The organism is Gordonia alkaliphila (assembly GCF_023017165.1).
Classification (GTDB): Bacteria; Actinomycetota; Actinomycetes; order Mycobacteriales; family Mycobacteriaceae; genus Gordonia; species Gordonia alkaliphila.
In genome coordinates, this window is the sequence record NZ_JALKBW010000001.1 from 3,198,167 (window position 1) to 3,218,051 (window position 19,885).

At 67.5% G+C, this 19,885-nt stretch carries 20 protein-coding genes; 14 read left to right on the top strand and 6 right to left on the bottom strand.

Features of this window, described 5'->3' with window-relative positions; genetic code table 11:
• Nucleotides 1–37: 37 nt before the first annotated feature.
• Nucleotides 38–1,819 carry an HNH endonuclease signature motif containing protein gene (locus tag MUG78_RS14625; protein ID WP_246995989.1) on the bottom strand — a complete coding sequence of 594 codons (1,782 nt, stop codon included), beginning with the start codon at nucleotides 1,817–1,819 and terminating at the stop codon, nucleotides 38–40.
• Nucleotides 1,820–2,012: 193 nt separating this feature from the next.
• Between MUG78_RS14625 and MUG78_RS14630 the strand changes: the two genes are divergently transcribed.
• The 4 genes from MUG78_RS14630 to MUG78_RS14645 all read left to right on the top strand — a co-directional run bounded on the left by MUG78_RS14630 (nucleotide 2,013) and on the right by MUG78_RS14645 (nucleotide 5,337).
• Nucleotides 2,013–2,630, top strand: a complete 618-nt coding sequence (locus MUG78_RS14630) for an LGFP repeat-containing protein (RefSeq protein ID WP_246995991.1) — start codon at nucleotides 2,013–2,015, stop codon at nucleotides 2,628–2,630.
• 104 nt (nucleotides 2,631–2,734) lie between these two features.
• The gene (locus MUG78_RS14635; RefSeq protein WP_246995993.1) at nucleotides 2,735–3,478 is read left to right on the top strand and encodes a hypothetical protein; all 744 of its coding nucleotides are present in this window, start codon (nucleotides 2,735–2,737) and stop codon (nucleotides 3,476–3,478) included.
• 64 nt (nucleotides 3,479–3,542) lie between these two features.
• Nucleotides 3,543–4,784 (top strand): cytochrome P450, encoded by a 1,242-nt coding sequence (locus MUG78_RS14640; protein WP_246995995.1) that lies wholly within the window; start codon nucleotides 3,543–3,545, stop codon nucleotides 4,782–4,784.
• Nucleotides 4,777–5,337 (top strand): TetR/AcrR family transcriptional regulator, encoded by a 561-nt coding sequence (locus MUG78_RS14645; protein WP_246995997.1) that lies wholly within the window; start codon nucleotides 4,777–4,779, stop codon nucleotides 5,335–5,337. The genes MUG78_RS14640 and MUG78_RS14645 overlap by 8 nt, the downstream gene beginning before the upstream one ends.
• A gap of 18 nt (nucleotides 5,338–5,355) precedes the next feature.
• Here MUG78_RS14645 and MUG78_RS14650 read toward each other — a convergent pair whose 3' ends face one another.
• Nucleotides 5,356–6,126 carry a nucleotidyltransferase domain-containing protein gene (locus tag MUG78_RS14650; protein ID WP_246997079.1) on the bottom strand — a complete coding sequence of 257 codons (771 nt, stop codon included), beginning with the start codon at nucleotides 6,124–6,126 and terminating at the stop codon, nucleotides 5,356–5,358.
• Nucleotides 6,127–6,211: 85 nt separating this feature from the next.
• Between MUG78_RS14650 and MUG78_RS14655 the strand changes: the two genes are divergently transcribed.
• From MUG78_RS14655 to MUG78_RS14675, 5 genes are all read left to right on the top strand, one after another.
• Nucleotides 6,212–6,484, top strand: coding sequence for a type II toxin-antitoxin system Phd/YefM family antitoxin (locus MUG78_RS14655; RefSeq protein ID WP_246995999.1), 273 nt, complete (start codon nucleotides 6,212–6,214; stop codon nucleotides 6,482–6,484).
• A complete protein-coding gene (locus tag MUG78_RS14660; RefSeq protein ID WP_246996001.1) occupies nucleotides 6,481–6,753 on the top strand; it encodes a type II toxin-antitoxin system RelE family toxin in 273 nt (90 codons plus the stop codon). The genes MUG78_RS14655 and MUG78_RS14660 overlap by 4 nt, the downstream gene beginning before the upstream one ends.
• 891 nt (nucleotides 6,754–7,644) lie before the next feature.
• Nucleotides 7,645–8,586 (top strand): oxidoreductase, encoded by a 942-nt coding sequence (locus tag MUG78_RS14665; protein ID WP_246996003.1) that lies wholly within the window; start codon nucleotides 7,645–7,647, stop codon nucleotides 8,584–8,586.
• Between the two features lie 45 nt (nucleotides 8,587–8,631).
• Nucleotides 8,632–10,140 carry a protein adenylyltransferase SelO gene (locus MUG78_RS14670; RefSeq protein ID WP_246996005.1) on the top strand — a complete coding sequence of 503 codons (1,509 nt, stop codon included), beginning with the start codon at nucleotides 8,632–8,634 and terminating at the stop codon, nucleotides 10,138–10,140.
• Nucleotides 10,141–10,589: 449 nt separating this feature from the next.
• Entirely contained in the window at nucleotides 10,590–11,783 is a 1,194-nt protein-coding gene (locus MUG78_RS14675) for a hypothetical protein (RefSeq protein ID WP_246996007.1), read from the top strand.
• 32 nt (nucleotides 11,784–11,815) lie between these two features.
• Here MUG78_RS14675 and MUG78_RS14680 read toward each other — a convergent pair whose 3' ends face one another.
• Both MUG78_RS14680 and MUG78_RS14685 read right to left on the bottom strand, forming a co-directional pair.
• Nucleotides 11,816–11,956, bottom strand: coding sequence for a hypothetical protein (locus MUG78_RS14680; protein WP_246996009.1), 141 nt, complete (start codon nucleotides 11,954–11,956; stop codon nucleotides 11,816–11,818).
• On the bottom strand, nucleotides 11,953–12,498 hold the full coding sequence (locus MUG78_RS14685) for a DJ-1/PfpI family protein (RefSeq protein ID WP_246996011.1): 546 nt from the start codon (nucleotides 12,496–12,498) through the stop codon (nucleotides 11,953–11,955). Before MUG78_RS14685 ends, MUG78_RS14680 begins: the two co-directional genes overlap by 4 nt.
• Before the next feature lie 30 nt (nucleotides 12,499–12,528).
• Between MUG78_RS14685 and MUG78_RS14690 the strand changes: the two genes are divergently transcribed.
• On the top strand, nucleotides 12,529–13,170 hold the full coding sequence (locus tag MUG78_RS14690) for a TetR/AcrR family transcriptional regulator (RefSeq protein WP_246996013.1): 642 nt from the start codon (nucleotides 12,529–12,531) through the stop codon (nucleotides 13,168–13,170).
• A gap of 7 nt (nucleotides 13,171–13,177) precedes the next feature.
• On the opposite strand, the gene scpC is transcribed toward MUG78_RS14690, so the two are convergent.
• Nucleotides 13,178–14,719: a succinyl-CoA:acetate CoA-transferase ScpC gene (gene scpC, locus MUG78_RS14695; protein WP_246996015.1), complete on the bottom strand. Its 1,542-nt coding sequence runs from the start codon at nucleotides 14,717–14,719 to the stop codon at nucleotides 13,178–13,180.
• Nucleotides 14,720–14,856: 137 nt separating this feature from the next.
• Complete coding sequence (locus tag MUG78_RS14700) at nucleotides 14,857–15,165, bottom strand: hypothetical protein (protein WP_308221367.1); 309 nt, start codon at nucleotides 15,163–15,165, stop codon at nucleotides 14,857–14,859.
• A 198-nt stretch (nucleotides 15,166–15,363) separates the two neighbouring features.
• Here MUG78_RS14700 and MUG78_RS14705 point away from each other — a divergent pair, with 198 nt between their 5' ends.
• The 4 genes from MUG78_RS14705 to MUG78_RS14715 are packed head-to-tail and all read left to right on the top strand — an operon-like array spanning nucleotide 15,364 to nucleotide 19,872.
• Nucleotides 15,364–16,875, top strand: coding sequence for a carboxylesterase/lipase family protein (locus tag MUG78_RS14705; RefSeq protein WP_246996020.1), 1,512 nt, complete (start codon nucleotides 15,364–15,366; stop codon nucleotides 16,873–16,875).
• 30 nt (nucleotides 16,876–16,905) lie between these two features.
• Nucleotides 16,906–17,862 (top strand): glycoside hydrolase family 3 protein, encoded by a 957-nt coding sequence (locus MUG78_RS18330; RefSeq protein ID WP_308221368.1) that lies wholly within the window; start codon nucleotides 16,906–16,908, stop codon nucleotides 17,860–17,862.
• A 41-nt stretch (nucleotides 17,863–17,903) separates the two neighbouring features.
• The gene (locus MUG78_RS18335; RefSeq protein ID WP_308221397.1) at nucleotides 17,904–19,163 is read left to right on the top strand and encodes a glycoside hydrolase family 3 C-terminal domain-containing protein; all 1,260 of its coding nucleotides are present in this window, start codon (nucleotides 17,904–17,906) and stop codon (nucleotides 19,161–19,163) included.
• 1 nt (nucleotide 19,164) lies between these two features.
• Nucleotides 19,165–19,872, top strand: coding sequence for a nitroreductase (locus tag MUG78_RS14715; protein WP_246996021.1), 708 nt, complete (start codon nucleotides 19,165–19,167; stop codon nucleotides 19,870–19,872).
• Nucleotides 19,873–19,885 lie beyond the last annotated feature (13 nt).

A 19,885-nucleotide genomic window follows, 5' to 3' on the forward strand; every position in this document is an offset into this window, starting at 1 on the left:
GCATGGTAGGTCCGTCGCCGGGGCCCCGCCGCCGCGGTCAGAACGGCGGGGGATTGGCGATCGCTTCGGCCTCCGACCGCCTACGGTTGCGTGCTCGGTGTGCCCGGCGCCAGGCGTGTTTGGCTTCGGTCCGGGTCTGCGCTCGTCGCGGCGCCGGAGCGCTGCTCGTCGTCGACACTCGGACGCCGTTCTCGATGTGCGGGCAGCGGAGCCGGCCCAGTCCGGGGAAGAGCCACTGATTGAGCGCCTTCTGCGCCACCGTGTAGCCCTCCGGCGTGGTGGTGGAGGTCCAGTAGTCGCCGTTCTCGTCGACGAACTGGTCGTCGCACCACCAGGACTCCACGCGCCAGTCCGCTTCGGCACCCACGCTGCCGTCGATGATGCGCGTCCGACCATGGGTTTTCTGCAGGTGGTGATGCCGACACTTCGGATTCAGGTTGCACAGGCACGTCGGCCCGCCCCGATCCGGGCAGATCTGGTCGAACTCTTCGACGTGGTCGAGATCGCACCGCCACGCAGGCCGCGTGCAGCCCGGCGTGGTGCAGGTTCCGAACAGGAATCGGGCGATCACCGCGGTGGTGGTCGTGGGCCGGTACGGATCGCTGGGTAGCGCGGTCCGGGAGATCCGAAATTCCGGCTCGGGACGTGTTTCCTCGCCCAGACGGGCGTCCGGGTTGTCGGGGCGGGGTCGTTGTCGGGCGCCGGGCGGAGGATCAGACGCCTCCGCCGAAGTATCGACCGGAGCCACCGGCGCAGCAGGCTCGATCAGATCGGCGAGATCCACCGGGCGGACGATCGTCTCGTCACGCTGGGCGATATCGCGAACGTGCTCGGCGGAGAGCACGCCGTGGCCGTCCAGGTAGCCGGGTTCGTCACCGCCGGCGAGAGTGCTGGAATCGCAGATCGCGTACAGCACGATCTTGGCCTGCGCAGTGGACAGGCCGTCGTCGTCGAGCGTGGCCGTGCAGTCGTCGCGCTCGCACGCGCAGGTGAAGGGCAGCCCGCGCAGCCGGGCGATCGCCGCGGCGGCCCGGCGAGCTCGCTTGGAACGCGGATCGTGGTCGCAGCACGCGTCCACCAGTGCTTCCACGGCACCCATCGCCAGGGCCGCGTCCTCGGCGGACGCGATCACCATGAGGCTCGCGAGCCCGTCGTCGATCGGCTTGACCCGGGCATCCTTCCGCAGTTCGGCACGATCACGGCGATGACGGTCGGCGTCGGGATCGATCTTGTAGACCACACGGTCGACGATGGCTTCGGTGCGTCGCTGCGAGAGTGCGCCGACGCCGCCCAAAGTCTCGGCGAGCGTGTAGTCGACTTCGTCGATGTGTTCCACACTGACCAGTTCGACACGTCGGACGCAGGTCTCGAACATCATCGGGGTGAGGCGGCCGTCGCGCAGCTGAGAGAGCAACGCGGGCACCCGGTTGGTGCCCGCGTCCGCGAAGGCCACCAACTTCTCGGAAGCCGCGCGAGAGATCCGGAGGGCGGTCGCCACCCGAGCCGCCGCCTGCCGATAGGGGTCGAACATTTCCGATTCCTGCGACGCCGCCAGCTCCTCGCCGGCTTCGAGCAGGACGAGGTCGACGATGTCCCAGACCGCCCGCAGCCGCCGGTAGGCCAGGAAGCTCTCACCTTCGGCGATGTTCACCAGCACGTCGAGGAGTCCGTTCACCTGATCGGCCTCGGGAAGCGTGGGCTCGGGATCCTCCAGCCCGAGCGGCGACAGGTCCTCCAAGACCCACGGCGACGGCACGGGCTGCGGCAGGGGACACCACGGCACGGTGACGGTGTGGCGCGACGGTCGTCGAGTAGCCACCGGCCCACCTCCTCAGAATATGCCTTCACATACTATGTCGTCGTTCGTATGTTCGACATTACGCTCGAATCTCCATTAGTTCAAGTGTTCGAGACACGAATTTTCCACCGACTTACCGACAGGCCGATAGCCTCGATGGGGGGCCGGGCGCAGGCTCGGTCGCCGTCGTCCCAGTCATCAACGGAGGAGGACCATGCAGAAGATCGTTCACCGCAAGACAGCTGGAATCATCGCGGGCCTCGCGGCCGTCACCCTCCTCGCCGCAGGCTGCAGCAGCGACGACAACAAGGACACCGCGGCCTCGGCGACCTCAGCCGTCGCCTCCGCAGCCTCGTCGGCCGTCGACGACGCCAAGGACGCAGGCAAGGTGGAACTGACCGCCGCCGACGGCAGCACCGTGACCCTCACCGGCCCGATCGCTGCCAAGTACAGCGCGGCCACCGACGAACAGAAGGCCGATCTGGGCAAGCCTCTCACCGGCGACGACGCCTCCGGCACCAGCGACAACGGCGTGGTGTACCAGCAGTTCGACGGCGGCGTGATCACCGCCCGCAACGGCGACGCCGGCACCCCGGCCTACATCACGTGGGGCAAGATCCGCGACGCGTGGAACGTCGAACGCAATGCGGAGGGCATGCCGTCGGACGACGGCGAGGAAGGCTCCGAGGGGCCGCTCGGCGCCGCGACGAGCGACGAAACCGTCAACGGCGACGTCCGGGAGTCGACCTTCGAGCACGGCACCATCACCTGGAACTCTGCCACCAACAAGGTCACCGTCACCGTGATGGGCAAGGAAGTCCCCGCCAACTGACCCCGCACCTCCTCGAGGGCCCGGCCGCCGATGCGGCCGGGCCCCCTTTTGTCGGCAGGGCCGCATAGGCTGGGGACACGGTTCACAAGGGGAGGTGCACGAGCGTGGCCAAGCAGTCCGACAGCAATGTGGGGTGTTTCGCGACCGTCGCCGTCGTCCTCGTACTCGGCGTGATCGTCAAATTCTGGCCGATCATCGTCGGCGCGATCGTCATTGCCCTCGTGGTCTGGGCGATCACCGCTGGCACCGCGTCCGCCAAGGCTTCGCGCGAGCGCCGACGCGAAGAGGAAGCCAGGGCCGCAAAGCAGCAGCGCATCGACACCGTCGGGCCACGCGCGATCGCCCGGATCGACGGCGCCGTCGCCGCAGCCGAACAGGTCGCGCGGTCGGAGGCGGCGAAGGCCGGTTGGCTCGGTGACGTCGACTTCTCCTCCGACCTCGCCGGCATCACCGATTCCTTCGCGCAGGCGTATGCGCTGCGCGGTACCGCCGCACGCCTCGCGGCGCTGCCGCGCCCCAACGACGACGATCGCCGACTCCTCGCCGATGCGCAGCGTGCCGCCGAGACTCTCGAGGCCGGTGCCAATCGACGCGTCGACCTGATCGCGCAATGCGCGGCCGAGGCCGACCTCGTCGACCAGTCGCTCCGCCAGGACCGCGAGGACGCGCTGAACGACGCCGAACGCGCACGCCTGCACAGCGAGCTCCACGGCATGGTCTACGGCGTCGAGGCTTCGATGCCGTCACCGACGGGCGACTCGGCCGCCGATCGAGTGATCGCCCGGGTCGCGGGATACCACGAGGTCAAAGCGCAGGTCGACGCCGCACGCGAGCAGGGCTTCGGCTGACCGTCGCGTTCAGCAACACCGCCAAGCTCTTGACATAGCGACCGCTCCGACTCAAAGTTGAGACATGAATGAGGTTATGTCTTACGCCGACGCCGGCTTCACCCTGCGTTCGGGACCGACGTGGCGGGACCCCTTCGGCAGCTACGCGTGGCTGCGCGACCATGCGCCGGTGCACCGCGTCGGCGAGGAGGGGAGTGCAACCGACTTCTATGTGCTGAGCCGCTACGACGACGTGACCGCCGCGGCCACCAACGCCGCCGACTTCATCTCCGGCCGCGGGCTCACGGTGACCTACGGGGAACTCGAAGCGATCGGCATGGCCGACAACCCGCCGATGGTGATGCTCGCCCCGCCAGAGCACCTCGACTTCCGCAAGCTGGTCTCGCGCGGCTTCACGCCGAAGCAGGTCCGCGAGGTGGAGCCGACGGTGCGCGAGTACGTGCGGACGCAGTTGGCGTCGATCGACACCGACGACGAACTGAATATGGTGGAGCACCTGTTCAAGCCGCTGCCGTCGATGGTCGTCGCGCATTACCTCGGCGTGCCCGAGAGCGACCGGCAGCAGTTCGATCGCTGGACCGAGTCGGTGGTCGGCGCCAATCCGGGCGGCGATCTCGCGGGGGCGATGGTCACCGCGGGCCAGGCGGTCGGGGAGATGCTCGGCTACTTCAGCGGACTGATCGAGTTCCGCAAGAAGAACCCGGGCGACGACACGGTCTCGCACCTGGTGGCGGCCGGGCTGGCCGACGACCCCGAGAACCCCGGCGGACTGCTGTCGATCCTGGCGTTCACCTTCACGATGGTGGCCGGCGGCAACGACACCACCACCGGCATGCTCGGCGGTGCGTCGGCACTGCTGAGCGAGTACCGCGATCAGCGTCGCGAACTGATCGACGACCCCACTCTGCTGCCGGATGCGATCGAAGAGTTCCTGCGGCTGACCTCGCCCGTGCAGGGCTTGGCCCGCTGCACCAGCCGCGACATCACCATCGGCGACACCACCATCCCGGCCGGCAAGAAGACGCTGCTGCTGTATGCGTCGGCGAACCGCGACGAGCGACGCTGGGGCCACGACGCGGCAGCACTCGACATCCATCGCGCGCCCACCCAGATCATGAGCTTCAGCAAGGGCAACCACCACTGCCTCGGCGCGGCCGCCGCGCGCATGCAGGCCCGCGTCGCACTCGAAGAACTGTTGGCCGCCTATCCGGACTTCGAGGTCGACGTCGACGGCATCGAGTACGCCGCCGGAAACTACGTTCGACGGCCCACCGTCGTCCCGATGCGGATGGGCGCCCGTGCCTAAGAGTTGGCTGGCGCAGGAGCGCCGACAGCTCGCCGCGGCGCGCATCCTGGCCGCCGCCGAGGAGCTGTTCGCCACCTCGGGGGTGGAGGCCGTGACGATGGCCGACGTGGCCGCCGCCGCGGACTGCTCGCGCGCCACGTTGTATCGGTACTACCCGTCCCGTGACGAGCTGATCAGCGACTACATCGCGCTCGTCACCGAGCGGATCGTGACGGCGGTAGCGGCCAAGGTCGCGGCGCTGACCCCGCGGCGCGAGCAGGTACGGATGAGCGTGGTGTTCACGCTCGCGGCGGTCCGCGACGACCCGACACTCGGTCCGTGGTTCCAGCTGGAGGCCGGTCTACCTGCCCGCATCGCGATCTCGCATGAGGTGATCGCCGCCGCGCTCGACGGTTTCACTGCGGACTCGGCAAGCTCCGCGGAATCGGCAGCGACGGCCCGCTGGCTGGCCCGCACCATCGTCGGACTGATCACCCTGCCCGAGCCCGACGCCGACGCAGAACTGGCCTACATCGACCGTTTCGTCGTGCCGCATCTGCTCGACGAGGATTGAGCCATCCGCGGCTGCGGGTCAATTCGAGGCGAGAATCTCCTGCAGAACGGACTGCTGGAACTCCCGAGCCCGTCGGCCGGTGGGCGGGGGACCACCGGCGCGGGCTGCGATCGACCGCTCGATGATGTCACTCCACTGATCGCCGACGGCGAGGAGTCGGCGGCCCGCTGCGACCTTGGACAGCCATGTCCCGTAGCGGTGACGAACGAGCGCCCGGCAGGCGCCGAGCACCGCGTCGTCGGCGCCGACCGCCGGCTTGTCGTCGTCCTGTCCGGGTAGCGCCATCCACCAACGCAGCGACTCGATGAGAAGTTCTCGAAGCGCGTCGGGCGGCAGCTCGGCGAACACGTCCGAGGCCGGGGGACCCGCCAGCGCCCGGCCGCTCTGGTGCAGAATGCTGCGGTCGATTCCGTACCAGAAGGCGCCATCAGCGGCCGGACGGTCTGCCGGGTGAAAGGTCTGCCGGAACGCCATTGCTGCGCCGTCGTTCAGTTCGAGCTCGAAGCCCGGATCGGCGGTGCCGGACTGCACGGTGGCAAGGGTGTAGACGACGAGCTCCACGCCACGAGCCGGACACGGCAACGCGCTGTGTCGTAGCCGTGCGACCAAGTCATGCTTGGCGAACATGGTCAGCGGTTGTGAAGAGACGACGGCGATATCGATATCACTGCGCCCACGTTGGTAGGCGTCCAGCGCCAACGAGCCTGCTGCGTACACACCGACGAAGTCGGCACCGAGCGCCTGACGGGCAGCTGCCACCACGGCGTCGAGGTACAGCTCCACATCCATATCCGGCACCTGCCCATTATCAGCAACACGCAACCTCTCCACTCGCATCTAGAATCTGGCCTAAACATTGGCTAGTATTCGAAGCATGACGACAGTGCCGCTCGGCGAAGCGAAAGACAGGCTGTCGGCACTGATCGACGGTGTCGACAAGACACACGACCGCGTGACCATCACCAAGCACGGCAGGCCGGCGGCCGTGCTCATCTCGGCCGACGACCTCGACGAGCTGAACGAGACGATCCACTGGCTCTCGCAGTCAGGCATTCGCGAGACCATCGCCACCGGCGATCGCGAGTACGCCGCAGGGCAGACCACCTCGCTCGCGGACCTTCAGTCCGAGTTCAACATCGGCGAATGAGCGACGGGCCGTACGCAGTCGAGTTCGCGTCGGCAGCCAAGCGCTCCCTGGCCCGATTGCCGGGCCGCATTGTCCATGCAGTCCTCGAGTTCATTGCGGGGCCGCTCGCCGGGAATCCCCGCCAGCTCAGCAAGCCGCTTCGCAACGAGCTCGCCGGCACTTACAGCGCACGACGCGGTGACTACCGAGTCCTGTTTCGGATCGATGACGAGCTACACACCATCGTCATCCTCGCCATCGACCATCGAGCTCACATCTACCGAAGCTGATGTACCGACAGGTGGGGACCCGCGCAGAGAATGGTGGCCGGCGGCGCCTGGACCATTACCTGACATAATGTATCTTATCGGCACGATTGATAGCGTAGCTGGATCCGGCAATGGATGGCCGCCCTCACCCGAACTCGAGCAACGACCGCTACGCAAGCTGAAGCCAGCGACCGATTCCGCCGGCCTGGCCACCGAACAAGACCGCCAACTCTCGCCAGCACCTTCGTCGCCAGATTTCCGATAGCGCAAACGCAGCATCTCGACCCACTGAGATCGACTTCCAGAACAGTCCCGGAACCAACCGCCCCGCTGTGGCAGCCTCGGCCACCATTACATCACAGTGACGTAATGGTGCTGGGGACCGGGGGGGCGAGACCACCGCACCGATGCGCGCCTACGCCGAAATCAAACGCGCTCATTTGATCTTTGCGCGGATACCCTGCGACCGCTCGCCGACTACGCGATCAACCGCGACTTCCCCGACCTCCGAACTGCCAGCGAGCGGCAACGACAGCCGTCAACTCGCGACCCTGACTTGGAAGCCTGGCCGACGGAACTCCGCCATCGAATCACAATCGATGACATCGGCTTAACGTCAAGATTCTTTGACATAGACAACGTGGAGTCCTCCGTGGCATTGCCCGAGATCGATCTCGGCCGCCGACTGGGCGAGCGGTAGTACGAACGTCGTCACAGCTTGTACTGAACGGAACACGCGACCTCAATGCCAAGCTAGCCCGGGTGACAATGTGGCCGCAGCCGCCCTCACGCGAACTCGCGCGATGAGTCGTAGCCGATCGGCTCCATCGCTGACGGCCATCGAACGGCCCCCTTGTAACCTGATCGTGCCGAACACGGGTTCCGGCCAATCATGACGACGGGAGTTCGTGGGTGTCTCGCAAGGACGCAGGTGCACGCTGGACGCTCGAGAACGCCGCCGATCTCACGGGGCGGGTCGCGGTGGTGACCGGCGCCAACTCCGGTATCGGGTACGAAACCGCGCGCGGGCTGGCGCGACTCGGCGCGACTGTCGTGATGGCCTGTCGTACGCAGAGCACCGCCGCGACGGCCCGTGCCCAAATCGTCGCTGAGAATCCAGGTGCGGACGTCGTCGTGGTGTCGCTGGATCTCGCGGATGCCGACTCCATTCGCCGGTGCGCCGAGCTCATCAACGCGCAGTACCGCACCATCGACATCGTGGTCGCCAATGCCGGGTACATCCCGACCGAGGTCGTCCGGAACGCCGACAGAATCGAACTGGGCTTCGCGTCGACCTTCCTCGGCCACTTCGCGCTCATCGGACTCCTCAGCCCGGGCCTGCTTCGCGCTCCCGCCGCGCGCGTGGTGACGGTCGGCAGCCTCGCACATCGCGCGAAGGGCCTCGATCCGACGAGACTGGGCGTCGGCAGCACGACCACACCGATGGGCGCCTATGCCGAAGCCAAACTCGCCCAGTTGATCTTTGCGGCTGAACTCGATCGCCGCTTCACCGCGACCCGAGCGCGCGCAATCTCGCTCGCCGCTCACCCCGGTGCCGCCCGGACCGGCGTGATGCGCGAACGCAGCAGGTGGATCCAGCGCGCCTACCACAGCCGATTCACCTGGCCGGTCCTGCGCCTGTTCATCAACGACGCGTACACCGGAGCGCTTCCCACGCTCCGCGCCGCCACCGATCCGACAGCCGACGGCGGGCAGTACTTCGGGCCGTCCGGCCCCTTCCAGCTGACCGGTGCTCCCGCAGTGGTCCAGGACAGTCCCGTCGTCCACGACTCCGCGGTCGGCGCGCAGCTCTGGGAGTTCGCCCAGACCCACACCGGCATCGTCTACCCGTAGCGCGATGAAACCGGCGCAGTCGTCGACCCGGCTACCCTGGCAGTCGTGTCCGCCGCACCAGAGTCCCCCGCACCCACCAGCACCGCGATCGCGGGTTTCGAGAACACCTTCGCCGAGGCGCTGGCCCCGCTGACCGTCGCGTGGCAGGGTGCCGAAGTCCCGGAGCCGACGCTTCTGATCCTGAACGACGAACTCGCAGAGTCGCTGGGACTGAGCGTTGCGGCTCTTCGCAGCGACGACGGTGTCGCGATCCTGTCCGGTGCAGCACGCCCGGCCGACGCCACCCCGGTCGCGACCGCGTACTCCGGTCACCAGTTCGGCGGCTACGCACCGATGCTCGGCGACGGGCGCGCGCTACTGCTCGGCGAATTGGTCGACACCGCGGGACGCCGGTTCGATCTGCAACTGAAGGGGTCCGGGCCCACCCCGTTCTCCCGCGGCGGCGACGGCTTCGCCGTGATCGGACCGATGCTGCGCGAGTACCTCGTCAGCGAGGCGATGCACGCGCTCGACATCCCCACCACCCGATCGTTGGCGGTCGTGGCCACCGGGCGCGACGTCCACCGTGACGGCGCCGAGCCGGGGGCGGTGCTCGCACGCGTGGCGGCCAGCCATCTGCGCGTGGGCACCTTCGAGTTGGCCGTCCGGCACCCGGACCTTCTCCGGCCGCTCGCCGACTACGCGATCAACCGTCACTACCCCGACCTCGCCGAACTGCCGGAGAGCGGCGACCGCAATCGCTACCTCGTGTTCCTGGAAACCGTCATCGAGCGGCAGGCCGCACTGGTCGCCCAGTGGATCCTCGTCGGCTTCGTCCACGGCGTGATGAACACCGACAACACCACCATCTCCGGGGAGACGATCGACTACGGCCCCTGCGCCTTCATCGACGCCTACGACCCGGACGGGGTGTTCAGCTCCATCGACCACGGCGGCCGCTACCGGCTGGGCAACCAGCCCGCGGCCCTGAAGTGGAACCTGGCCCGGTTCGCCGAGGCACTGCTGACGCTCATCTCCCCCGTTCCCGACGACGGAATCGCCGCGGCCACCGCCGCACTCGAAGCCTTCGATGACCACTACGAGCGCCACTTCGCCACCGGCTTGAGCGCCAAAGTCGGCCTCGTCGGCCTCGCGATCGACCGCTCGCTGCTCGACGACCTGCTGACGTTGATGCATCACCACCGCCTCGACTGGACCGGCACCTTCCGTGCCTTGGCCGACGAACTGCGGGGCGATCCCGCACCGCTCGACGACGCGCTGCCCCGAGAGGCGAGCGCTCCGTGGCTGGCTCGATGGCGGACGGCGTTGGCCGACCGCGGTGTGGACCCGGCGCAGATCGCAGCCGAGATGGATGCGGTGAACCCCGTCTACATTCCGCGCAATCACCGGCTCGACGACGCGCTGCGCGCGGCCACCGCGGGCGACCTCGTCCCGTTCCACCGACTGCTCGACGCGGTCACCCACCCCTACGAGCCCCGCGACGAGTGGTCGGATCTGGCTGACCCGGCACCGGAATCGTTCAGCGCCGGATTTCGTACCTTCTGCGGCACCTGACACGGGCGGCCAACACGAACCGACCAGGTTCGACACGGCCCGGATGAGTCACCGTTCCATTCGGCCAAGGGATAGTTTCAGCTACAACAGTTTCGGAGACCGCTGGGAGCCTCGTGACCACCTTGAGCCGCCGCTTCGGCGCCGTCAGCACCGCTGTCCTACTACTGGGCATCGTCGGCTGTTCGACAGACGGCCGCGCCATGCCGTCCACGGCGGCTTCCAGCGCTTCGGTGGTGACCGACACCGGGATCGACTTCTCCTCGGAGGACTTCGTGGTACGCGCCGACGGCGGTGTCGCGCCGGTCGGCACCGAGGTCACCGTCACTCCGAGTGAGGCGGCGCTGCCCGGCGACTGGGCTCAATTCGCCACCGCAGCAGGCCCGGCCGCGGACATCACTCTCGAAGACGGACGACAACCGGCCACACCGATCTCCATCGAGTTCACGAAGGTGGCGAACGAGAAGGCCAACTTCGTCCTGACCGAGACCGACGGCGAGGTCGAATTACTGCCCCGCATTCCCGGACAGCGGCTGGCGACGGAGACCACGCACTTGAGCACATTCTGGCCAGTCGTCTTCGACGTCAACCGGTACGGCGCGTATGCGGGCGACGCCATCGGCACGGCCCTCAACATCTCCTCTGAACCACCCAGCTGTTATCGCGGCGATGGCGTGAACGCCGCGGGAAGTGCGCGGGTCTCAAAAGTCGCCGGGAACGTGCTGTATCCCTGCATCGAGACGAACGGGTCCGACGCTGAGCTCTCCCTTCAATCCAATTCCGGTCTGACGTGGACCGTCGCCACCGATCCACAATGGAGGCCCATGCTGCCGACAACATTCAAGTTGTCGAGCGCAGTCACCGCCAGCGCCTGGGGCAACGCGGACCCCGCCCTGACTCGGGGTGCGGCGCTGCTCCTCCCCGAGGCGACGACAATCCTCACCACCGACAGCTTCGTGGCCACCGAAGTGAAAGCCGTCGTGAATCCCGTGCTATCGCAGATTCGCACAGGAGCTCTGGCCGTCGACATCTTCGGTCCCGACCAGATCGCCAAGAACATGACCAAGGCGAGCTGCGCGACCGACCTCCTGCAGAGTTCCACAGGAACCATCGCCGCCGCAGTGATGCAGTCAGCAGCCAGTTGTGTCGGCTCGGTGGTCGGCGGATCCGCAGCCGAGGTGATCGGGATCGTCGTCGACGGCGGAGGCGCGCTGTGGACCCAACTCGAAGGCATCGTTCGGACCGCTTCGATGACGGACGACGTCACCTTTCAGGTCACCCCCACCGATTCGACGGACAGGGTCGGCGCCGAGATCGATCGCGCGCTGGTCGAGCCCATGCTCGGCACGTGGACGGGTCCCGTCGACCAGCCAAGTAGCAGCCGCGACTATTCCACGGTCCTCACCCTGCGTCACGATGGTCGCACCGTGGTCGGCACCGTCGAATACCCCGAACTCCGGTGCAGCGGGACGCTACACGGCGCGCAGATGGCCGGCGATGTTCTGAAGATCCACGAAACCATCACCGTCAACGGTCAGTGCGTCGAGGAAGTGGACCTGGAGCTCAGAATGGACGGCGACAAGCTGGCCTACCGATTCGGTTCGGGCCGAGGGATCGGTACGGCGAGCCTGTCCCGCGTGAGGTAGCGGCGCCGCGCGCTCCCTCGTCGCAAGCACTACTACGCCGGGGCGCCGGATCGCGCCGCCACGATCTGGAAGAGCTTGTCGGCCTGAGCGTCGACCGACTGGGGCCCGTTGCCGGTCAAGAGCAGATGCTCCTCGTCCCAGATCACCCGGATCGCGGAGGGATTCAGCGTCAACGACACGTCGTAGCCGGCGTCCTTGAGCGCCTCGTCCACGTAGTACCGCGGGCGCGTCTTCTCCCCCGAATCTTCGGGTATCCGACCTTGAACATCGGGACCTCGCCGTACTTCGGAACGGTCGTGACCCGCGCACCCTTGAACGCGTGATCGTCGTTCACGATGGGCACGCCGTCGGCGTCGAGACGATAGCGGGCCGACGTCATCGCCACCGGTGCGTGGCAGATCAGGCTGATGGGAATCGCGTTCTCGCGCAGGCTGTTCAGCAGTTCGCCCAGCACGGGATTGTCGTGGAAGTCGACCATCGGGGCGTGGCCGCCGGGTGCGAACATGAAGTCGAATTCGGCCAGCGAGAGGTCGTCGGCGGCGTCACGGTGCTTTTCGGCGTCGCGTCGTGCAACGAGTTCCGGATTCTTCGCCCGCACAGCGGCGGGGGTCGCACCGGGGAGGGCCCACTGCATCATGGTGCTCGCGGTGTCGGCGCCCAGGCTCTCGCCACCGTGCATGCCGAGCGCCAGACCGTTGATTTCCAGCGACGGCACGGCGCCGTCCTGGGTCGCCAGGACGATATCGTGGGTGTCCTCGAACTTGGCAAGGACACTGGCCAGTTCGACGAGGAACCAGCCGATGTTGAGGCTGCGTCCGGTCGGCGTCGCCGTCGCGTCGGCCTGGCGAAGTCGAACGTGATGCGCTATTTCGAGTCGCGGGAAGCCGTGCTGCTGGAGTTGCTCGTCTCCCAGGTGAAGGACTTCTTCCCACTGGCGAGCGCGCGCTTGTCGTCCGACGTCGTCCCGCAGCACTCCGCAACCGACAGGGCCGCCGCCGTCGCCGCAGCACTGAGCGCCGAGTTCGCGAAGCAGCCGACGATGTGCGAACTGCTCGACGCCCAGGCCGGTGCCCTCGAACGCAATATCAGCGCGGCCACTGCTGCCGACTACAAGCGCGCCGGGTACGAAACCTCCGGTGAGTTCGCCGCCGCTCTACGACGGGCGCTGCCGGAACTCGACGAACCGGCGACGGTCGACGCCGTCAAGCTCATCGTGATGCTGGTCGGCACCATCTGGATCAACGCGCATCCGCCCGCGGCCGTGCAGGAGGCGTATGCGGCCGACCCCGGCCTCACGTTCCTGCCGGACGGCTTCGAACGGTCGCTGGAGAACGCGATCCGCGCTGTCCTCCTGGGACTTCTCGCCCAGGCGACAGATCCGGTGTGACAGTGCGTCAGCCGCGCATCGAGCCGGTCTCCCCGAAGCGCTGGTGGAAGCTGAAAGCCTCGCCGAGAAGGTGCGGGGTCTGCCCGGCGTCGGGCATTGCCTCGGCGCGCTCGAGGTAGTCATTGAGCATCGGCCGGTAGTCCGGGTGCGCACACTTGTCGATGATCACGCGGGCGCGGCGCCGTGGCGACAGGCCGCGCAGATCGGCCAGGCCGAACTCGGTGACGATCACCTGGGTGTCGTGCTCGGTGTGATCGATGTGCGGCACCATCGGCACGATCGCGGAGATGGCACCGTTGCGCGCGGTGGACGGGCTCAGGAACATCGACACGTATCCGTTGCGAGTGAAGTCGCCGGACCCGCCGATGCCGTTCATGATCTTGGTGCCCATCACGTGCGTGGAGTTCACGTTGCCGTAGATGTCGGCTTCGAGCATGCCGTTCATCGCGATCACGCCGAGGCGACGCACCACCTCCGGGTGGTTGCTGATCTCCTGCGGCCGCAGCGTGATGTGGTTGCGATAGACGTCGATGTTCGCGACGAACTCCTCGAGACCGGCCTCACTCAGCGCCAACGACGTCGACGATGCGTGCGCGACGGTGCCGTCCTTGATCAGCGCCAGCATGCTGTCCTGCAGGACCTCGGAGTAGCAGGTCAGGTTCTTGTATCCGCCGCGGTCGAGACCGCCGAGCACCGCGTTGGCGACGTTGCCGATACCGGCCTGCATCGGCAGCAGCGTGTCGGCCGGCATGCGGCCGGCACGCACCTCGTAGTCGAAGAAGTCCAGGACGTGCCCGGCGATGGCCTTGCTGACCGCATCCGGCTCGGTCAGCGCACTGGCCTCATCCCGCGCATGGGTCTCGACGACGGCGACGACCTTCTCCGGATCCACCCGGAAGGTGGGCTGACCGATCCGGTCGTCGGCGCGAGTGATCTGGATCGGCTTGCGGTGCGGCGGCAGCGCGGTGCCGTAGTAGACGTCGTGGATACCCTCCAGCTCCGCAGGCACCCACGAGTTCACCTCGAGGATGATCTTGTCGGCCACGTCGAGCCACGTCTTGTTGTTGCCGATCGAGGCGGACGGAATCAGTTCCCCGTCCTCGGTGATCCCGGCGACCTCGACGACGGCGATATCGACGTGGCCGTAGTACCCCTGCCACACCTGCTGCGCAACGTGCGACAGATGGATGTCGACGTAGTCCATCTGTCCGTTGTTGATCCGGCGCCGCGCGGTGGGCTCGGACTGGTATGGCATGCGCAGGGCGATGCCCTCCACCTCCGACAGCAGACGCTCGGTATCGCTCGACACCGACGCCCCGGTGAGGAGGTTGATGGTGAAGTCCGTGCCACCCGCTCGCACCTCGCGGATCCGCTCGGCCAGCGCCGGAATCGTCACCTTGGGCGTGCCGCCGCTGGCAAAGCCACTGATGGCCACGGTGTCGCCGGGTCCGATGTGCTTCACGGCCTCGGCAGCGGATGTGACCCGCTGTGCCAACGTCGCGTTCCGGATGCGATCGGCGACACCTGCGGCGCCTGAAGTGATGCTCATGGGGGTCAATAATAGGCGGTGGCGCTCGGGTGAATTTCAGCGAACACCCTACCTACGAGTAGACAATTTGCTATTGGATCCATCCGTACGGCCATATCGCCACCGCCGCAATGGTTCTCAGGTGGTTCCCGGGGTGCTCACCGACGAGGCGTCAACGTGATCGAGCCGATCACCGCGCCGTTGAAGTACGCCGGGCCCCTGTAGCCGCCGTGGCCGTCGCGGTTCAGGATGATGCGGTGGCCGGGCATCACGTCGACGTAGCCGCCGGTGCGCGTGGGATGAATCTTGTACCTGCCGATCAGCACCAGATCGCCCCCGCGGACCTGTGCGTTGCGCTGCAGGAGAATGATTCCGGACGACCACGTCGTGGAGACATAGTTTCCCGATTTCACTTCGGCATTGGCCTCACCGGCCACGCCGAGCAGTGCGGCGGAACTGACTGTCACAGCGACTGCGACGATCCTCGCGATAGTCCGATTGACGCGCTTTGACATGACTGGCACCTCTCGCTTCGGGCAATCCAGAGTACGCCCGTGCACGTGCAATTGTTACCCCCGTCACTGAGTCTGCGAGGCTACGAAATGTCGGACCGAGCTATCGAACCCGGGCAATACGGACGGTCCGACCTGAGTAAAGTCCGGGCTATGGGATCCGCTGAGCCACACAACGATTCGCTCGCAGAGCACCCGGAGGTACGGATCGACACCGGCGTCGTTCGCGGCAGTTGGCGGCCGACGACCGGCGGTCGTGGCAACGCGAAGTCCGCTGCCTTCGTCGGCATCCCGTTCGCTGAACCGCCGGTCGGTGACCTGCGGTTCGCCGCACCGGTGCCGAAGGCACCGTGGGACGGCGTGCTGGAAGCCACCGAGTACGGCGCCACCGCGCAACGTGCGGTGGACGGCGTGGTGCTGATTCCGGAGCCGTCGATCCCCGGCGACTCGACGCTGAACGTCAACGTCTTCACACCCGACCCGACCCCCGCGGACGGTGCGGGACTGCCGGTGATGGTGTGGATCCACGGCGGCGGCTTCTTCGCCGGCTCCCCCGCCAGCCCCTGGTACGACGGCCGCAACTTCAACCGCGACGGCATCGTGACCGTGACGATCTCCTACCGCCTCGGGTTCGACGGCTTCGGCTGGATCGACGGCGCTCCGTCGAACCGCGGTGTCCGAGACTGGCTGCTGGCCCTCGAATGGGTGCAACGCAATGTCGCCGCGTTCGGCGGCGACCCGAATCGGGTGACCATCGCAGGCCAGTCCGCCGGCGGCGGCGCGGTGATGACACTCCTCGGGATGGAATCGGCCCAGCACCTGTTCCACGGCGTGTACTCGATGTCCGGCTTCGTCGCCGAGGGCACGATGGCCGAAGCCCAGGAATTCGGTCGATCCATGGCCGAGCGCGGCAAGGTCGCTCCGACGCTCACGGGCTGGCGGTCGCTGACCGAGCAGCAGGTCCTCGACCTGCAGAAGAAGTCGACGTCGATGAATCTCGCCATGATCCGCAAGACGCTCGCCGGAGGCATGGCCGTGGGCCCGGTGATCGACGGCGAACTGATCCAGCGTCCGAGCGCGGAGTCGTTCCGGCTCGGCATCGGCGCCGACAAACCACTGGTGCTGGGGACGGCCGACGACGAATTCGCCATGCTGACCACGAGCCCGGCCGCCGCGAACGTTCTTCGCTTGGTCCCCACCGGGCTGATCCTGCGACTCCTCGGCGTCCCGACCGCGTCACGAAGCCCGTACCTCGAGGCGAACCGGGACGTCGTCGCCAAAGGCAAGGGACGCCTCGCCGGACGGCTGTTCTCCGACAAGATCTTCCGCACCTCGATCCCCACGATCGTCCCCGCGCGCGGGTCGGCGCCGACGTGGACCTTCCGATTCGCTTGGCCGTCAGGTGAATTCGGCTTCGCCGGACACTGCATCGACGTGCCCTTCTTCTTCGACGTGCTCGACGGCCCGTCGCTGGACCCGCTCACCGGCCCGCATCCCCCGCAGGAACTCGCCGACCGAGTGCACGGCGCCGCCGCCGAGTTCATCGTCGACGGAGATCCGGGATGGCCGAAGAACGAAGCACCGACGCATATCTCGCGGGTCTACGACCTCCCGGTCCGCGACGAACCCGAGGCCTACGCCTCCGTGCTGCCACTTCTCCCCTGACTTCTTCCCCCTGACGCGAAGGAATCCACCATGGCCGACTCCACTCGAGATCTGCTCGCCGAACTCACCGTCGAGGAGAAGGCGTCACTCACCAGTGGCGCCGACTTCTGGAACACCAAAGCCGTTGAGCGCGTGGGCGTTCCGTCGATGATGCTGACCGACGGCCCGCACGGTCTGCGAAAGCAGGCCGGGGCGGGAGATCACCTCGGCATCAACGACAGCGTCCCCGCTACCTGCTTCCCGCCCGCCGTCGGCCTCGGGTCCAGTTTCGATCCCGAACTCGCGCAGCGCATGGGGCGGGCCATCGGGACCGAAGCCGCGATCGAAGACGTCGCCGTGGTCCTGGGGCCGGGCATCAACATCAAGCGATCCCCGCTGTGCGGCCGAAACTTCGAGTACTTCTCCGAGGATCCGCTCGTCGCCGGCTGGATGGGCGGCGCCCTCGTCGACGGCATCCAGTCGCGCGGCGTCGGGTCGTCGCTCAAGCACTTCGCGGTGAACAATCAGGAGTCCGACCGGATGCGGGTGTCCGCCGACGTCGATCCGCGGCCGCTTCACGAGATCTATCTGCGCGGCTTCGCCCACGTCGTCCGGCAGTCGCAGCCGTGGACGGTGATGTGCTCCTACAACAAGATCAACGGCGTCTACGCCTCGGAGAATCCGTGGCTGCTGACCGACACCTTGCGCACCGCCTGGGATTTCAAGGCCTGGTTGTCTCCGACTGGGGCGCGGTCAACGAGCGCGTCGCCGCGCTGGTCGCCGGCCTCGATCTGGAGATGCCGTCCAGCGGCGGCGTCACCGACGCGGAGATCGTGGCCGCCATCTGCGACGGCACCCTGGATCCGGCCGTGCTCGACACCGCGGCCGAGCGCAATCTCGAGCTCGTCGCGAAGGCTCAGCAACGGCCCCCGGTCGCCGGGCCGCTCGACGTCGACGCCCATCACGCACTCGCCCGCGAAGTTGCGGGGCGCAGCATCGTGCTGTTGAAGAACGACGACGCGCTGCTCCCCCTCGCCCCGGACTCCTCGGTGGCGCTGATCGGCGAGTTCGCCCGCACCCCGCGATTCCAGGGCGGCGGGTCGTCGCACATCAATCCGACCAAGGTCGACAGCGCGCTCGACGAGTTCGTGGCGCAGCTCGGCGACCGCGTTCGGTTCGCTCCCGGCTTCACCTTCGACGGCGCCGACGCGGCCCTGTTCGAGGAAGCCGTGGCACTCGCCGGTCAGCAGGACGTGGCGGTTCTGTTCGTCGGCCTGCCGGCTGCCGAGGAGTCCGAAGGATTCGACCGCGAACACCTGAATCTTCCTGCGGCACAGCTGGATCTGGTCGACGCCGTGCTCGCGGTGAACCCGAATACGGTGGTGGTGCTGTCCAACGGCGCCGTGGTGACGCTCCCCTTCGCCGAGAGTGTGCCGGCCATCGTCGAGGCCTGGCTGCTCGGTCAGGCCGGCGGCAGCGCCACCGTCGACGTGCTGACCGGCGCGGTGAACCCGTCCGGTCGCCTCACCGAGACCATCCCGCTGCGACTGGAGGACACCCCGGCGTTCGGAAACTTCCCGGGCGCCCTCGGCCACGTCCGGTACGGCGAAGGCATCTACGTCGGCTACCGCTGGTACGACCAGCGCGAACTCGATGTCGCCTACCCGTTCGGCCACGGCCTCTCGTACACCGAGTTCTCCTACGAACCGGTGACTGCCGAGACCGACGAGACCGGCCAGGTGATCGTCACGGTGCGGGTGACCAACGTCGGCGACCGGACCGGGCGCGAGGTGGTGCAGGCCTACGTCGGGCTCGACGAGTCGATCGTCGACCGCGCGCCCCGAGAGCTGAAAGCCTTTGTGTCCGTGGAGATTCCGGCGGGGATGACGTGCGAGATCCCACTCATGATCCATCGCGACGACCTCGCCTACTGGGATGTGCGTGCCGACCGGTTCGCCGTCGAGGGCGGCACCTACCGGATCGACGTCGGTTCCTCGAGCCGCAACATCGCGCAGTCGACCACCGTCGAGGTGACCGGCGATGAGCTTCGCCTGCCGCTGACCATGGAGTCCTCGCTCGGCGAGGTGATGGCGCACCCGGTGGCCGGTCCGATCGTCGCCGAGCAGTTGGCGGCGATGCAGTCCGATTCGTCGGACGACGCGGCCGGCGGCTTCCTCGATGACCCGATGGTGACCCAGCTGCTCGGTTCCTTCCCGATCGGCCGCCTCACGTCCTTTCCCGGCGTCGGCATCGAGGCCGATCAGGTTCGGGCCCTGATCGCCGTCGCCAACCAGGGACTCGACGCCTGAGATGATCGACGACGTGACCACCATCGACACCTCGCCCGCCGCGCCGGCCTTCGACGACCTGCTCGCCACTCGCTACAGCTGCCGCGCCTACCGCGACGACCAAGTGCCCGCCGAGACCATCACCGAGATTCTGACCACCGCGCAGCGGACCGCGTCGTGGTGCAACAGCCAGTCGTGGAAGGTGGCCGTGACCAGCGGCGCCGGCACCGAGCGGCTGCGGAACGCGGTGTACACCGCGGCCTCGACCGGGGTGGCCGACGCCGCCGACATCGCGTTCCCGCGCGAGTACCGCAACGAACACCGCGACCGCCGTCGGGCCAGCGGCTTTCAGCTGTACGACGCGATGGACATCGCCCGCGACGACCACGGACGCCGCCAGGCGCAGATGCTGGAGAACTTCCGGTTCTTCGGGGCGCCGCACGTGGCGATCATCCACTCCGACGAAGCACTCGGGGCGTACGGCGCGGTGGACTGCGGCGGCTACGTCGCCAACTTCCTCACCGCGGCCGCCGCGCACGGCGTCGGCACGGTCGCGCAGGCCGCACTCGCCCTCTATCCCACCGTGCTCCGCCGGGAGCTCGGCCTCGGCGAGGACCGCACCATCGTGTGCGGCATCGCCTTCGGCTACCCCGACGTCGACCATCCGATCAACGGCTATCGCACCGATCGCGCGCCGTTGACCGAAGTGGTCGACTGGGTGACCGACTGAGTCATCGGTCGGC

What these genes read in the sequence shown, in the direction of transcription:
- scpC (WP_246996015.1), bottom strand. Translation starts at nt 14,719, where the DNA reads ATGAGCATCACTTCAGGCGCCGCAGGTGTCGCCGATCGCATCCGGAAC.
- MUG78_RS14640 (WP_246995995.1), top strand. Translation starts at nt 3,543, where the DNA reads ATGAATGAGGTTATGTCTTACGCCGACGCCGGCTTCACCCTGCGTTCG.
- MUG78_RS14650 (WP_246997079.1), bottom strand. Translation starts at nt 6,126, where the DNA reads ATGGATGTGGAGCTGTACCTCGACGCCGTGGTGGCAGCTGCCCGTCAG.
- MUG78_RS14660 (WP_246996001.1), top strand. Translation starts at nt 6,481, where the DNA reads ATGAGCGACGGGCCGTACGCAGTCGAGTTCGCGTCGGCAGCCAAGCGC.
- MUG78_RS18330 (WP_308221368.1), top strand. Translation starts at nt 16,906, where the DNA reads ATGGCCGACTCCACTCGAGATCTGCTCGCCGAACTCACCGTCGAGGAG.
- MUG78_RS14705 (WP_246996020.1), top strand. Translation starts at nt 15,364, where the DNA reads ATGGGATCCGCTGAGCCACACAACGATTCGCTCGCAGAGCACCCGGAG.
- MUG78_RS14655 (WP_246995999.1), top strand. Translation starts at nt 6,212, where the DNA reads ATGACGACAGTGCCGCTCGGCGAAGCGAAAGACAGGCTGTCGGCACTG.
- MUG78_RS14630 (WP_246995991.1), top strand. Translation starts at nt 2,013, where the DNA reads ATGCAGAAGATCGTTCACCGCAAGACAGCTGGAATCATCGCGGGCCTC.
- MUG78_RS14715 (WP_246996021.1), top strand. Translation starts at nt 19,165, where the DNA reads ATGATCGACGACGTGACCACCATCGACACCTCGCCCGCCGCGCCGGCC.